Origin of the sequence: Pseudofrankia sp. EUN1h, assembly GCF_001854645.1 — a bacterium.
Lineage (GTDB): Bacteria > Actinomycetota > Actinomycetes > Frankiales > Frankiaceae > Pseudofrankia > Pseudofrankia saprophytica.
The window spans coordinates 79,834-93,142 of sequence record NZ_MBLN01000003.1; the positions used below are offsets into that span (position 1 = coordinate 79,834).

Here is a 13,309-nt window from a genome sequence, read left to right on the forward strand (position 1 = left end):
AGGCAGCACGGTGACGCTGATCTCAGAGCGAGCTTTGAAATCCGGACGTGTCCTCGTCCAGATTCGCGGCAATGGCGAGAACCCGTGCCACCGAGCGGCCGAGCGCCGAATCCGGCGAACATTGCTCGTCAAGCAGCTGAACGAGGTCGACGGCGCGCAGGTCGATGAGACCTGAGTCGACATAGCCGATGCCGGTGGGATCGGGGTCGACGACGCCCGGGACCACCGCACAGGGATCGGATCGCATCGCAGGTCCCTCCTCGGGCATTCCTAGCGCCATAAATTTACCGCGCTGGCACACGAAACGCGCCATGATCGGAGGACGTGGGATCCGCGCGGACCTTCCGCATGCCCGGCGGACACTCACCGCGGGCGACCCGAGGCGCGGCCGTGGCCCGCGCGGTGGGAGGGTCGCGGTATGGCGACGGTGCCGACGCGGGTGATGAACGACGGCCATGAGCTGCCGGTGGTGGGACTCGGGACGTACAAGATGGCGGATCCGGCGGCCGAGGTCCGGGCCGCGCTGCAGGCGGGCTACCGGCTCGTCGACACCGCCGCCGCGTATGGAAACGAGGACGCCGTCGGCGAGGGCATCGCGACCAGCGGTGTCGGGCGGCAGCAGATCGTGGTGACGACCAAGCTGCGCGGCGCCGACCAGGGCTACGAACCGGCCCTGCGCGCGTTCGAGGAGTCGCGCGGGCGGCTCGGGCTCGAGTACGTGGACCTTTTCCTCATCCACTGGCCACTACCTCGACTGGACCGCTACGTCGACTCCTGGCGCGCCATGATCAGGCTTCGCGACGACGGGTTGGTGCGCTCTGTCGGCGTCTCGAACTTCACCCCCGCGCACCTCGGCCGGCTCGTCGCCGAGACCGGTGTCGTTCCCGCCGTCAACCAGGTCGAGCTGCACCCGTACTTCACCCAGGACGCCCAGCTCGCCCACGACACCGGGCTCGGCATCGTCACCCAGGCCTGGCAGCCGCTGGCCCGCAAGACGGCCCTGCTGTCCGACCCGGCCCTCGCCGTGATCGCCGAACGTCACCGGGTCACGCCCGCCCAGGTCGTCCTGCGCTGGCACCTTCAGCGCGGAGTCGTCCCCATCCCGAAGTCGTCCTCGCCCACCCGCCAGCGGGCCAACCTCGACGTCTTCGGCTTCGAGTTGACCGCCGACGAGATGGTGACGGTCGCCGATCGCCCTCAGTCCCGCGGCGGCGGCGACCCCGACATCGACGAGATCCGCTGACCCGCGCCAGACCCGACCCGCGCCAGACCCGACCCGCGCCAGACCCGACCCGCGCCAGACCCGACCCGCGCCAGACCCGACCCGCGCCAGACCCGACCCGCGCCAGACCCGACCCGCGCCGGACCCGACCCGCGCCAGCGCCACGGCGGGCGCGGCCTGTGCGCCGGTCAGTCCTGGATGCCGCCCGCGGCCGTGGCGCGAGCCCGCAACTCGGCAAGGCGGTCACGGCTGACGTCGTCGATCGGCGTGTAGACCACCATGCGGACGCCGGGCAGCGTGCCGACGTCGAGATGGGTCGCCCGCGTCGTGACCTCGCCGACCTCCGGGAAGCGGAAGCGCTTGTTGCAGGGACGCGGCGGGGCGACGTTGTGCGTCGCCCAGAGGCGGGCGAACAGGGGGCTCGCGGCGCAGAGCCGGTGGACGAAGTCCTGCCACTCCGGGTCACCCAGGTGCTGGCTGTAGCGGTAACGGAACACGGCCACGCCCTCGGGGGCCTGCTCGTCGAGGTTCAGGACCGGGTTGATCTCCGCCGGCGCGGTGAACATGAACCACATCGAGTTCCGCTCGGCGGCCGGGGCGTTCACGATGTGCGGGAACATCGCCGCGTAGGCGTCGTTCCAGGCGAGCACGTCGGAGCGGGCGTTCACGAGCGAGGCCGGCAGCGGGTCGAGGCCGTCCAGGATGACGCGCAGGTCCCGCGTCGCCTCCTGCGGCTCGTCCGGGGCGGCCGCCGTCTGTGGCACGTCGGCCAGCCGGAACAGGTGCTCGCGCTCGGCGACGTCGAGCCGCAGCGTCCGCGCCACCGCGCCGAGCACCTGGACGCTGGCGTTGATCGGCCGCCCCTGCTCGAGCCAGGTGTACCAGGTGACGCCGACGCCGGAGAGCTGGGCGACCTCCTCGCGGCGAAGCCCGGGAGTGCGCCGGCGGGGGCCGGGCGGCATGCCGACGTCCTCGGGGGTGACGCGCTCACGCCGGCTGCGCAGGAACGACCCCAGCTCCGCGCGGCGCTCGTTCGCCAGCGTCCCGGGCCGCCGTGCCTCGCCAAGGGGCCGCTCCCCCGGCCGCCGCTGCCGGGGCGCCGTGGGCGGGTGCTCGATCTCCATCGGCTGCGCCATGCTCACGCCCTCCAGGTTGCCTGACGACGGTCCGCCGTGCCTGGTGCTGTCAGTACCAGTATGAGCAGGCTCTCGTTACTGGTATCCATCGGGGCGCAGGCTGACAACCATGACAGAGACGACCGAGATGGCCGGGCATCAGGTGCCCAACCCGGCCCCGGGCGGGCCAGTCGAGGCCCGCACCCCCGCGGACCTGCAGCTCGTCCCCCCCCGCGCACCTCAGCAACCCACGGCCCAGCCTCGTTCCCAACCGCCGGAACTCCGCCTCGCCCCGAACCTCCAGCTCCCGGCCCAGAGCACCCGGACCGGCGAGGCCGCGGCCCCGGTCTCAGCCCCGGCCCCGACACCGGCCCGACGCGGCGGCGGGCTCGCGCTCGCGGTACTTCTCCTGGGCCAGTTCATGGCGATCCTGGACGTCAGCATCGTCAACGTCGCCCTGCCGACGCTGCGCACCGACCTGAGCACCTCCGACGCCGGTCTGCAGCTCATCGTCGCCGGTTACGTGCTCTCCTACGCGGTGCTGCTGATCACCGGCGCGCGCCTCGGCGCGATGCTCGGGCATCGGTCGACGTTCCTCGTCGGGCTCGCCGTGTTCACCGTCACCTCCGGCGCCTGCGGCCTCGCGCCCGGCTCCGGTGCGCTGATCGGATTCCGGTTCGTCCAGGGCGCCGGTGCCGCGCTGATGACCCCGCAGGTCATGAGCATGATCCAGCGGACGTTCACCGGCCCGGCCCGAGCCAGGGCGCTGGGCCTCTTCACCGCCGTCGTCGCCGGTGGCGTCGTGGTCGGTCAGGCGGCCGGCGGCCTGCTGGTCAGCGCCGACCTGTTCGGCTCCGGCTGGCGTCCGGTGTTCCTGCTCAACGTCCCGATCGGCGCGGTGCTGCTCGCGATCGGCCCCCGCGTCCTGCCCAGGGACGGCGGGCGGCACGGCGTCAGCCTCGACCTGCCAGGCCTGCTCGTGATCAGCCCCGCCGTACTGCTCGTCGTGCTGCCCCTGATCCTCGGCCACGACGAGGGCTGGCCGGCGTGGTGCATCGCGTCGATGGCCGCCGGTGTGGTGCTGTTCGGCCTGTTCGCCGTGGTGGAACGCCGCGTCGCCGCCCGCGGCGGCCAGCCGCTGATCTCCGGCCCGGTAGTGCGCGCGCCCGGACTGCTGCCAGCCATGGGCGTGCTGACGCTCGCGCCGGCAACCTGGGGCGCGTTCCTGTTCACCACGACGCTGCACCTGCAGGGCGACCTGGGCATGGGCCCGCTCGGCTCGGGGCTTGCCTTCATACCGTGCGTCGCCGCGTTCGCCCTGGTCAGCCTCAACTGGCAGCGGCTCCCGGGCCACTGGCACAGCCGCCTGGTTCCGGCCGGGTTCGCCCTGGCCGCGGTCTCCTACCTGTGGGTTGGCCCGCTCGCCGGCGGCGGCGTCGGCTACGAGGTGCTCACCGCCGTGATCGGCCTGGGCCTCGGCGTGATGCCGATCGTCATGACCGTCGCCCTGCAGCACGTCCCGTTCGAGAACGCGCCCGACGCCAGCGGCCTGCTGCTGACCGTCATGCAGCTCGGCCAGGTCATCGGGATCGCCACCGTCGGCACCATCTTCCTGACGGCTGCCGAGAACAGCCACTCCACCCGCCACGCCGAGTACGCCACCGGCTGGGCCCTCGCCGTCACCGCCGTCGCCGCGGCCGCGACCGCCCTCATCCTCGCCCGCAAGCGAGCCTCCCTCGCGGGTTAGAGCATGGAGCGCAGGCCCCGGGTGGCCGGCCATCGAGGCCGGCCACCCGGGGCTTTCCCGTCACCGGGCCTTACCCCGCTCTTGGGGCTTCGCGGCCTCGCGGCCTCAGGGCTTCGCGGCTCTGGGGCCTCGCGGCTTCAGGGGCTCGGGCGTTGCCGCCCCCGAGCTTCCAGCGCCCGCTTCTGGTGCTCGCGCTTCTGGCGCTCGATGTCGCGTTCAGCCGGCTCGGTCCGGGTCGGGGAGGGGCGGAGAGCGGATGGTAAGGACGGCCTCGACGGCAGCGGGGCCGAGCGCCTGGTAGCCATGCTCGGCGCTGCTCTCCCACACGGCGGTCTCGCCGGGGCCGACCTCGGTCTCCTGGCCGGGCAGGCCGGCGCGGGCACGGCCGTGGGTGACGAGGAAGTGCTCGACGACGCCGGGGCCGTGCGCGGTCGAGACATGCCGGGCGCCCGGGTCGAGGTGCAGCAGGTAGACCTCGACGGTGGTGCCGTCGGGATGGCGGGTCGCGTCGAGCAGGCGCGCGCCGATGCCCGGGGAGGCGATCTCGGCACCGCCACGCTCGGCGAGCAGCGTCGAGAGCGGAACGCCGAGCGCCCCGGCGAGCGCGTAGAGCGTCGACAGGGTCGGGTTGCGGGCGCCGTTCTCGATCTCCGACAGCGACCCCTTGCCGACCCGGGCCCGCGCCGCGAGCGCGCCCAGCGACAGGCCACTGGCCTGGCGGGTCGCGCGCAGCCGGGCGCCGACGGCGGCCGCGGCGTCGGGTTCCATGGCCGGCAGCCTATCGATCGTTCTGTTTTCAGAACGATCGATAGGTACTGTTCTGTATATGGAACAGCACTACCTCGACGCGCCCAGCGGCCCAACCGACACGGTCGATGCCGTCGACACAGCGAGCCCGGGCAGAACGACCGGCGTGTCGGGCGAGCTGCCCGACCGGGCCGGGCTGGGCGACCACGCAGCTCCGGGAGTGCCGGTCGTCGACGGAGTACCGGTCGTCCACCTGGTCAGCGCGGGCGTCGTCGTGGCTCTGGTCGGGTTCGCGAGCGCGTCCGTCGTCGTGCTGGCCGGGCTGCGCGCGGTCGGGGCCAGCCCGACGCAGGCAGCCTCGGGCCTGCTCGCCGTCACCGTCACCCAGGCGCTTGGGACCCTGTGGCTAAGCCGCCGGCACCGGATGCCGGTGCTGCTCGCCTGGTCGACCCCGGGCGCGGCGCTGCTCGCCTCGACCGGCGCGGTCGACGGCGGCTGGCCGGCCGCCGTCGGGGCCTTCCTCGTCGTCGGCGGACTGATCCTGCTCACGGCGCTGTGGCCACGTCTCGGCGGGCTCATCGCGTCGATCCCGGCGCCGATCGCGCAGGCCATGCTCGCTGGCATCCTGCTCACGCTGTGCCTGGCGCCGGTCCACGGGCTGGTCGACCATCCGGCGCTCGTCGCGCCGGCGGTCGTGGCGTGGCTGGTGCTGCTGCGGCTCGCGCCGCGTTGGGCGGTGCCGGTGGCATTCGCCGCCGCCGTGGTGGCCATGGGGATCTGGCTCGGCCGCCACGGGGGTCTCGACGGGCCGCTCCTGCCACGCGTCGAGCTGACCGCGCCGACGCTGACCTGGGCCTCGGTGCTGTCGCTCGCCATCCCGCTCTACGTCGTCACGATGGCCTCGCAGAACGTCCCCGGCGTCGCGGTGCTGTCCTCCTACGGCTACGCCGTTCCTTGGCGCGAGTCGATGACGGTGACCGGGGTCGCCACCGTCGTCGGCGCGTTCGCCGGCGGCCACGCGATCAACCTGGCCGCGATCACCGCGGCGCTCGCCGCGAGCCCCGACGCGCACCCGGACCCAAAGCGGCGCTGGCTCGTCGCGCACCTCGCCGGCTGGACCTTCCTCGTCCTCGCCCTGGGCTCGACGGTCCTGGTGACCGTCGTGACCGCCGCCCCCGCCGGTGTCACCACCGCCGTCGCCGGCCTCGCCCTCGTCGGCACGCTCGCCTCGTCCCTGACCTCGGCCCTCGCCGACCCGGACGACCGCCAGGCCGCGATCGTCACCTTCGTCGTCGCGGCCAGCGGCATCACCCTCGCCAGCGTCGGCGCCGCCTTCTGGGCACTCGCCGCCGGCCTCCTGGTCCGCTCAACCCTGCGCCGCCGCAGGCCCGCCGTCCCGACGGCCGCCGCCACCGGGGCGGGCGCGGCCGCTCCGCCGGGCGCGGCCGCTCCGCCGCGAGACTGACCGACCGGTACTACAACCGGCAGTCCACGGCCGGCAGTCGACCGACCCCGCACCCCCGCTACGGTGCGCCACGAATCGGACACGGCTGTACGGGCTCCTGAGGCCTTTTCGCGGAGCGGCCGGGCTGCCGGGGGGCCTGCCCACCAGCCAAGCGACAGCAATGCCCCCGCGCCGAGACCCAACCGTGTCATCTCAACAAGCCCATGGGCTTGCCCATCTCACACAGTCCGACCGCATGCCTCGCCACTGTGTCGGATGAACGAGCGTAGAGACACGCTCATCCGCCACGATCGGGTCTCGCGCGCCGCCCGCGGCGGGGCTTGGGGGGTCAGGGGAGGGTGTAGGCGGCGCGCTGGCGGGCCAGGACATGGTCGCGGGCGCCTACGCCCGGGCCTTCAGTGGCGGAGCGGCCTTCGACAGCGCAGTCGGAGTCCTCGGTGGGTGAGCCGGCCGCGGTCCGCTCGGGGGACGCGGGAAGCGCGGGGGCGACCCAGGTATCGAGGTCGGGGTGGTGGAAGAACACGACCGAGTAGCGGTCGGTCTGCGCGGCGCCGGGAGTGCGCGGCGGGTTGACGACCCGGTGCAGGTTTTTCGGGATCTGGCCGCGGGTCCACAGGTGCAGCAGGTCGCCGGCCTGCAGCAGGATCGCGCCGGGCGGGAAGTCGACCGGCACCCAGGCGCCGTCCGCGCCGAGCGCAGCCTCCAGCCCGGACCGGCCGTCGGCCCAGAGCAGGGTCAGCCCGCCGATGTCGGCGTGCGGGCGCTGCCGCGTCTGGCCGGGAGCCGGGGCCTCCGGCTGGGCGAGGTAGTGGTTGACGCACAGGTTCGAGTGCTGCCGCGTCGTCCAGGCGGGCAGGTCCGCGACGGGCAGTCCAAGCGCCTCGCCGATCATCTCGACGAGCCGGTTCGTCAGCGCCCGCGCCGTCCGGTAGTACGCCGTCCAGCTCGCCGTCAGCCGCGCCGGCCGCTTCGGCCACAGGGGGAACGACGCCGCCCACCCGGCATCGTCGGCATAGGCCGCCGGATCGGGAAGCGCCAGCTCGTAGCGCTCCAGCAGCAGCGCGTCCGGGCCGCCCTCGTAGAGCGGCTGCCAGCCGGCCCACTCCCCCGTGCCCGGCCAGCGCACCGGCGTCTTCTGCTCCGGTTCGAGGGCGAAGAACTCCTGGGACGCCTCGAGCATCGCGGTCAGGTCAGCGCCGAACGAGCCGCCGGTGGAGAACTCGTCGAGGCCGGTGAGGAACACGCACGAGTTCCGTCGCAGCGCGTCCACCAGGGTGTCGGCGGTGGTCGCCGGAAGGTCGAGCACGGGTACCCGCGCGGCAGGAATGGCGGGAACGGCGGTGGAGTCCATCGCGTCTCCAGGTCGGTGCTGGGTGACCAGGGCTGGGAGGCCAGGGCTGGCGACCGGGGCTGGGTAACCGGGCCGCCGTTCCGACGCTGGAGGTAGATACCCGAGGACGCCTCCGACGCTAGCCGCGCCCGCGGGCCCAGGTCAACGACGGGCACGATCATGCGGGCGCGCCGAGCGAACAGCCGGCGTGGCCACGGGCGCCACCGGCGCTCTCGCGGCCTGGTCCCTCGGTCCACGGCCCAAAACCGCTGGCGAGCCGCCCCGTAGGTAACCGTCAGACAGTCGCTGACCACCGGACGCCACGGAGAGCCGCCGGATCGAACGTCATCGAGCGGGACTTGGCGGCACCGGGCTGGCGAGCGTCACCGGCCTCGCCTCGCCTTGTTTCGTCCGGCCGCGCCGTCGCCGGGCGTTTACGGCGCCGTCAGGGTACGGCCCGCTGGGAGGGCTAGCCTGATACGCATGGTCCCGGGTGTGCACGACGGTGCGGCGGCGGTGCTGGAGCAGTGCTGGCGCGATGGCTACTGCGTGCCGAACCCGGACGTGTACCCGCACCTGTGGCTGTGGGACTCGTGCTTCCACTCGATCTCGTGGGCCGCGCTCGGTGACCCGCGCGGGGCGATGGAGCTCGCCTCGTGCCTGGACGCGCAGCTGCCCGGCGGCTTCGTCCCGCACATGCGCTACGCCGAGCCGTCGGAGGGCAGCGGCCCGCTGGCCGACCGCTCCTCCTACACCCAGCCGCCGATCTACGCCCATGCCGCCCGAGTGCTCACCGCGCGCGGGCTGACGCTCGTGCCCGGCACGCTCGAGCGGATCGAGCGCGCTTTGGACTATCTGTGGAACCAGCGGATGACGGCGGACGGGCTGCTGTTCATCGTTCATCCGTGGGAGTCCGGGTCGGACGACTCGCCACGGTTCGACGACTGGATCGGACGGTCGTCCTGGTCGCGGCTGCCGTACACGATCTTCGACCACCAGCTGGCGGAGGCGACGAAGTTCGACGAGGAGGGCGCGGCCGTCTGGTCACGGGAGTTCGTCGTCGCCCCGGCCGCCATCAACGCGTTCGCCGCGCACGCGGCCGGCGAGCTCGCCGCGCTCACCGGCAAGCAGGAATGGCGCCGCCGTGCCGATGGGCTGGCTGCGGCCATCGACGGCATCCTGTGGGACGCCGAGCAGCACCACTGGGTGGACAAGCCGATCGTCGGCGGTGGCCCGAGCGCCGCCCTGCCGACGCTCGACGGGCTCATGCCGGCCCTCGTCACCGCCGACCCGGAGCGGGCCCGGCTCGCGCTTGCCCAGGCGGAGGACACCGGTCGCTACGCGGCCCCCTTCGGCTCGCGATTCGTGCCCGCCGACCATCCCCGCTACCAGCCCGAGCAGTACTGGCGCGGCCCCGCCTGGCCACAGCTGAACTACATGCTCCACCAGGCCGCCCGCCGCTGGGAGGCGAACACGCTCGCCGACGCGATCGCCGACGCCAGCCACCGCGCCGCGCTCGTCTCCGGCTTCGCCGAGTACTGGAACCCGGAGACGGGCGCCGGCCTGGGCGCCGTCCCGCAGGGCTGGGCCGCGCTCGCCGCGACCTACCCCGTCACCCCGGCGCAGGCCAACCCCCCAACCGCGGGCTGACCTGCGCGGACGATCGCCGCGACTGGCTCGTGACCACGAAAGGATCACCACTCCGGTCCGGTACCGCCGTGGCCGTGGCCATGGCGACGGTGATCGGGCCAGGCCGCGCCGTCGGGCGCGTCGGCGGCGCCGTCGGGCCCGCGGGAGCCGGCGGCGGGCTCGCGGGAGTTGCCAGCGAACCGACCGCACCGACCGGCGCTACCGGCCCGACTGGAGTGACCGGAGTGACCGGCGCGACGGGAGCGGGGCGGGGGGCGGGCCTGGAGCGCGGGCCGGGCTGGGGAACGAGCAGGTAACGCTGAACGATCGTGGCGACGTCCCACAGGTACGGGTTGGCGAACATCGTGATGTGGTCGCCCGGGATGACGGCGGTCGTCAGGTCGGCGATGTCCGCGTTCTCCCAACCGAGACCTGGTGACGCGGACAGGCGCAGCTGGGACGGCAGGCCCCACGGGTTCGCCGTGTTGGCCGGGCGGACGAGGACCACGGGCAGGTCCGACGGCGGCGGCCGGTAGGCCGCGTAGGCGCGCACGGCGGCCGAGTAGGTGTCGACGGCGGCGAGCAGATGGTCCTCGTAGCCGTCGGGGTCGGTGCCGCCGAGCGCGCGGGCGATCGCGGCGCCCTGCAGGCTGAGCGGCACCGCGTGGTCGACGCCGCAGCGGCAGGCACCCTGCCAGACGCAGGCCACGTGGCGCATCCGGGCGAGCTCGCGGACCGCCAACGTCGGGTTGTCGGCCGGCGGGTCCTGGCCGGGCAGCGGCAGCGCGGCGTCGAACAGGAAGACCCGGGCCACCTGCTGGCCGAGGCCGCGCAGCAGCCGGCCCAGCTCGTAGGCCACGACTCCGCCGAACCCGTACCCGCCCAGCTGGTAGGGGCCGCCTCCCGGCTGGTCGAGCAGCACCGCCGGCAGCAGGTGCACCGCCATCGCGCGCACGTCGTCGAGCGGCGGGCGGGCGCCGTCCCGGCCGGGCAGGTCGAGCCCGCGGCACACGGTGCTGATGCTGAGCGCTCCGGCGAGCGGGAGGCCCGGATGCGGTGGGCCCTCCAGACCGCCGACGAGGAACAGCGGAGCGCGGCGGGTGCGTCGCGGCGCCAGCGGTGGCGGGCCGGCGGGCGCGAGCGGTGGCCGCCCGGCGGCCGGACGCGGTGGTGCGCTGGCCGGCGCGCGCGGCGTCGAGGCCCGTTTGGCCATGGGCACGTCGGTGGGTTTCAATCCGGGCCTGCCCAGGCGAMGGTGACCCGGCCGGCGGCGACCCGGCCGGCGCTGACGGCCGACAGGACCGCGAACGTGGCCGCCGGCGACGTCGCCGAGGCGACGCGCGGCCTGGCGGGCCGCCGGGCCGGGACGGTCGAGGGACCGCCCGGCGAGGATGGGGACGGCGGGGTTGGTGACGGCGGGCGGGGCGCGGGCAGGTACGGGGCGCGCACGGCGGTGGACAGGCCCATTCGGCCGACGAGCAGGGTCACCTGGTTCCCGGCGGCCCGCACTGCGGCACGCCATTCCGCCGGGATCGTGTGGCGCAGGCGCTCGATCCCCTGCCGCCCGTCGGCCCTCGGGTGGATCAGGTCGAGCAGGGTCGGGCCGATCCGGACGGTCCAGCCGGCCACGAACGGCGGGTCGACCCGCAGCGACGTGTGCAGCGCGAGCCCGGTCGCGAGCGCGTGGGACACCGCCGGGTCGATGAGCTCCCCTGGCCGCAGCCGGCCCGGATCGCCGGAGGCGCGTGGGTCGGTCGTCATCAGGTCGTCGTCATCGTCGACGGACAGGAGCGGCTGCGGTCGGCAGCCGGTGAGCGCCGCGGTGCCGATGCCCAGCAGGTCCGCGTAGACGATGCTCGACCCGCTGGCGGCGAGCTCCGCGTCCGCGAGGACCGGCGGCGCGACGGTGACCGTGGACTGCGCGCAGTCGGCGTGGACGAGCTGGATGCGCCGCACGAAACGGTGCGGGTAGCGGCGCAGCACTACCGACGTCGCGTCACCCATCGCGAGATCGCCCTCGCCCTCACAGACCGGGCACCGATAGGTGCTGGGATGCGGCCCGCGGCGCAGGGCCGCGAGCAGATCGGTTGGCAGCAGCGCGGCGACCGTGGGGTCGACACGCAGGTCACGCGCACTCGTCACCGGAACGACGCCCGTCTACGAGCGTGCCGGCGACGGGGCTTCTCGCGGCGTCGCCGCCGCCGTGCGGGCCGGTGAGCCCACTGACGCGGCGACCGTCGACGGCGCTGGCGGCCGGGCGCGGCTCGGTGACCGTGGCCGTCCCGCGCCCGCCCGCGGGGACCCTGGCGACGCGGCGGCCGTCGCCGCGCCGGCCGGCGGCCGGCGGCTCGACAGCCGCAGGGGCGCGCTGACCGAGGGGCCGGCCGGTGACGCGGTGGTCGTCCGCGCGGCCGACCGAGGCCGCCGGCTCGGCGGGCATCCCGGCGGCCGACGGCGGCGACGGGATGGCCGGGACGGGCGGAACCGGCGGGACCGGCAGAACCGGCGGAAGCAGCGGGGCGACGGGAGCGGCGACGGCGCCGTCGGCGGGGTACCCGGCGAGGGTGTCCGGGATGGCATGGCGCAGGTCGGACAGCTCGGGGTACGGGATGCCGTCGGCGGCCTCTCGGCCGGCGAGCAGGAGGGCGTGGGCGGCGCTCACCCATTCGGTCGTGTCGTCGGAGCCGGCCGCCTGGCACACGATCGCCCAGGTGTCGAGCACCTTGGCGAGCGCGCCCGCGACGTAGGCCGGCATCCGCACGACGACGGCGGGCAGCGCGTCGCCGCCCGGCTCGTCGGCGTCGATCAACCGGGCCCGGTCGACGTCGACCTCCATCTCGATGACGGTCAGCGTCAGCGGTAGCGCGGGGTACTCGGGCATCACCGGCGGTGCCATGGGCATCGACCGTGTCGGCGGCTTCATCGTTACTCGCCCTCCCTCGAGGGTTAGAGCCAGACGGTGCGCGGCGACGACGAGGCCTCGCGCGCCCGGGGGCCCACTCCTGGTGTCACGTTCTCTGCGGGGTTGGCTGGGACTGGGCGGCGCGGGCCTCTTCGGCGAGGGTCGCCTCCAGCGCGTGGCGGACGAGGGCGATGAGCGCCGACCGGGTGGACGGTTGGTGGCGGGCATCGCAGATGAGCACCGGGTGGTCGATGTCGAGTGCCTTCCGCACGTCGGTGACGGGGTGGACGAGGGCGCCGTCGAACTGGTTGACGGCGACGACGAAGGGCAGCTTCCGGTCCTCGAAGAAGTCGATCGCGGCGAAGCAGTCGGTCAGGCGGCGGGTGTCGGCGAGCACGACCGCGCCGACGGCGCCGAGCGTCAACTCGTCCCACATGAACCAGAAGCGGTCCTGGCCGGGGGTGCCGAACAGGTAGAGGACGACGTCCTGCTCGGGCAGCGTGATCCGACCGAAGTCCATCGCGACGGTCGTCGTGGTCTTCCCCGCGATCCTGCTGGTGTCGTCGACGCCGACGCTCGCCGCGGTCATGTGCGCCTCGGTCGTCAGCGGCGGGATCTCGCTGACGGAGCCGACGAACGTTGTCTTACCGACCCCGAAGCCACCAGCGATGATGATCTTCAACGGGGTGGTGGTGACGTCCGGGTCGGCCTCCCCTCCGGCCGGGCCGATCGGGGGGCCACCCGGGCGGGTCGGGCCGTTAGAGCCGCTGAAGGCCATCGAGCACCTTTCGGAGCAGTTCGGAATCGGGCCGCCAGTCGGGGCGCTCGGGCCGGTGYACGACCACGAGACCGTCGCGGGCCATGTCGGCGACGAGCACCTGGGCGACACCCAGCGGCAGGTCAAGGCGCGCCGAGATCTCGGCGACGGACTGGAGCTGACGGCACAGGAAGGCGATCTCACGCTGCTCGGGGGGCATGCCGGCAGGTGGGCGCCGCGCGACGGCCACCCCACGGGTGGTGGTCGCCACCAGCGCGACCAGTTCCAACGCGCTATGAGGCCGGGTACGCCCGCCGGTCACGGCGTACGGGCGGACGACCGGTCCGGCTGCCTCGTCGGGCAGCTCCTCGTCGTCCCGTGGCACGGCGCACCCC

The 13,309-nt window shown here is 74.2% G+C and carries 13 protein-coding genes; 4 read left to right on the plus strand and 9 right to left on the minus strand.

From position 1 onward, the window contains the following. Positions 1–22 precede the first annotated feature (22 nt). Positions 23–268 (minus strand): FxSxx-COOH cyclophane-containing RiPP peptide, encoded by a 246-nt coding sequence (gene fxsA / locus BCD49_RS43380; protein ID WP_157845260.1) that lies wholly within the window; start codon positions 266–268, stop codon positions 23–25. Between the two features lie 150 nt (positions 269–418). Here fxsA and BCD49_RS03525 point away from each other — a divergent pair, with 150 nt between their 5' ends. Next, positions 419–1,243, plus strand: coding sequence for an aldo/keto reductase (locus tag BCD49_RS03525; protein WP_007517385.1), 825 nt, complete (start codon positions 419–421; stop codon positions 1,241–1,243). Between the two features lie 167 nt (positions 1,244–1,410). Here BCD49_RS03525 and BCD49_RS03530 read toward each other — a convergent pair whose 3' ends face one another. Then, on the minus strand, positions 1,411–2,358 hold the full coding sequence (locus BCD49_RS03530) for a helix-turn-helix transcriptional regulator (RefSeq protein ID WP_007517386.1): 948 nt from the start codon (positions 2,356–2,358) through the stop codon (positions 1,411–1,413). Positions 2,359–2,467: 109 nt separating this feature from the next. On the opposite strand from BCD49_RS03530, the gene BCD49_RS03535 reads away from it, so the two are divergent. Continuing rightward, complete coding sequence (locus BCD49_RS03535; RefSeq protein WP_007517387.1) at positions 2,468–4,084, plus strand: MFS transporter; 1,617 nt, start codon at positions 2,468–2,470, stop codon at positions 4,082–4,084. Between the two features lie 216 nt (positions 4,085–4,300). On the opposite strand, the gene BCD49_RS03540 is transcribed toward BCD49_RS03535, so the two are convergent. Continuing rightward, positions 4,301–4,852, minus strand: a complete 552-nt coding sequence (locus BCD49_RS03540) for an XRE family transcriptional regulator (protein WP_007517390.1) — start codon at positions 4,850–4,852, stop codon at positions 4,301–4,303. 58 nt (positions 4,853–4,910) lie between these two features. Between BCD49_RS03540 and BCD49_RS03545 the strand changes: the two genes are divergently transcribed. After that, positions 4,911–6,296 carry a benzoate/H(+) symporter BenE family transporter gene (locus BCD49_RS03545; RefSeq protein WP_007517392.1) on the plus strand — a complete coding sequence of 462 codons (1,386 nt, stop codon included), beginning with the start codon at positions 4,911–4,913 and terminating at the stop codon, positions 6,294–6,296. A 328-nt stretch (positions 6,297–6,624) separates the two neighbouring features. Here the strand turns inward: BCD49_RS03545 and BCD49_RS03550 are convergent, their stop codons facing one another. After that, positions 6,625–7,647, minus strand: a complete 1,023-nt coding sequence (locus BCD49_RS03550; RefSeq protein ID WP_007517398.1) for a 2OG-Fe(II) oxygenase family protein — start codon at positions 7,645–7,647, stop codon at positions 6,625–6,627. Between the two features lie 474 nt (positions 7,648–8,121). On the opposite strand from BCD49_RS03550, the gene BCD49_RS03555 reads away from it, so the two are divergent. Next, a complete protein-coding gene (locus BCD49_RS03555) occupies positions 8,122–9,276 on the plus strand; it encodes an MGH1-like glycoside hydrolase domain-containing protein (protein ID WP_241832246.1) in 1,155 nt (384 codons plus the stop codon). Here BCD49_RS03555 and BCD49_RS03560 read toward each other — a convergent pair. The 5 genes from BCD49_RS03560 to BCD49_RS03580 all read right to left on the minus strand — a co-directional run bounded on the left by BCD49_RS03560 (position 9,239) and on the right by BCD49_RS03580 (position 13,299). After that, the gene (locus BCD49_RS03560) at positions 9,239–10,468 is read right to left on the minus strand and encodes a thioesterase domain-containing protein (RefSeq protein WP_007517402.1); all 1,230 of its coding nucleotides are present in this window, start codon (positions 10,466–10,468) and stop codon (positions 9,239–9,241) included. The genes BCD49_RS03555 and BCD49_RS03560 overlap by 38 nt on opposite strands. A gap of 17 nt (positions 10,469–10,485) precedes the next feature. Next, on the minus strand, positions 10,486–11,397 hold the full coding sequence (locus BCD49_RS03565) for a hypothetical protein (protein ID WP_071041114.1): 912 nt from the start codon (positions 11,395–11,397) through the stop codon (positions 10,486–10,488). Beyond that, positions 11,381–12,151, minus strand: a complete 771-nt coding sequence (locus BCD49_RS03570) for a hypothetical protein (RefSeq protein WP_071041115.1) — start codon at positions 12,149–12,151, stop codon at positions 11,381–11,383. Before BCD49_RS03570 ends, BCD49_RS03565 begins: the two co-directional genes overlap by 17 nt. Before the next feature lie 112 nt (positions 12,152–12,263). Continuing rightward, positions 12,264–12,935, minus strand: a complete 672-nt coding sequence (locus tag BCD49_RS03575; protein WP_007520782.1) for a GTP-binding protein — start codon at positions 12,933–12,935, stop codon at positions 12,264–12,266. Further along, positions 12,916–13,299: a DUF742 domain-containing protein gene (locus tag BCD49_RS03580; protein ID WP_007520783.1), complete on the minus strand. Its 384-nt coding sequence runs from the start codon at positions 13,297–13,299 to the stop codon at positions 12,916–12,918. The genes BCD49_RS03575 and BCD49_RS03580 overlap by 20 nt, the downstream gene beginning before the upstream one ends. Between the last annotated feature and the right edge of the window lie 10 nt (positions 13,300–13,309).

What these genes read in the sequence shown, in the direction of transcription:
- BCD49_RS03525 (WP_007517385.1), top strand. Translation starts at nt 419, where the DNA reads ATGGCGACGGTGCCGACGCGGGTGATGAACGACGGCCATGAGCTGCCG.
- BCD49_RS03530 (WP_007517386.1), bottom strand. Translation starts at nt 2,358, where the DNA reads ATGGCGCAGCCGATGGAGATCGAGCACCCGCCCACGGCGCCCCGGCAG.
- fxsA (WP_157845260.1), bottom strand. Translation starts at nt 268, where the DNA reads ATGCCCGAGGAGGGACCTGCGATGCGATCCGATCCCTGTGCGGTGGTC.
- BCD49_RS03560 (WP_007517402.1), bottom strand. Translation starts at nt 10,468, where the DNA reads ATGGCCAAACGGGCCTCGACGCCGCGCGCGCCGGCCAGCGCACCACCG.
- BCD49_RS03550 (WP_007517398.1), bottom strand. Translation starts at nt 7,647, where the DNA reads ATGGACTCCACCGCCGTTCCCGCCATTCCTGCCGCGCGGGTACCCGTG.
- BCD49_RS03540 (WP_007517390.1), bottom strand. Translation starts at nt 4,852, where the DNA reads ATGGAACCCGACGCCGCGGCCGCCGTCGGCGCCCGGCTGCGCGCGACC.
- BCD49_RS03545 (WP_007517392.1), top strand. Translation starts at nt 4,911, where the DNA reads ATGGAACAGCACTACCTCGACGCGCCCAGCGGCCCAACCGACACGGTC.
- BCD49_RS03570 (WP_071041115.1), bottom strand. Translation starts at nt 12,151, where the DNA reads ATGGCACCGCCGGTGATGCCCGAGTACCCCGCGCTACCGCTGACGCTG.
- BCD49_RS03535 (WP_007517387.1), top strand. Translation starts at nt 2,468, where the DNA reads ATGACAGAGACGACCGAGATGGCCGGGCATCAGGTGCCCAACCCGGCC.
- BCD49_RS03575 (WP_007520782.1), bottom strand. Translation starts at nt 12,935, where the DNA reads ATGGCCTTCAGCGGCTCTAACGGCCCGACCCGCCCGGGTGGCCCCCCG.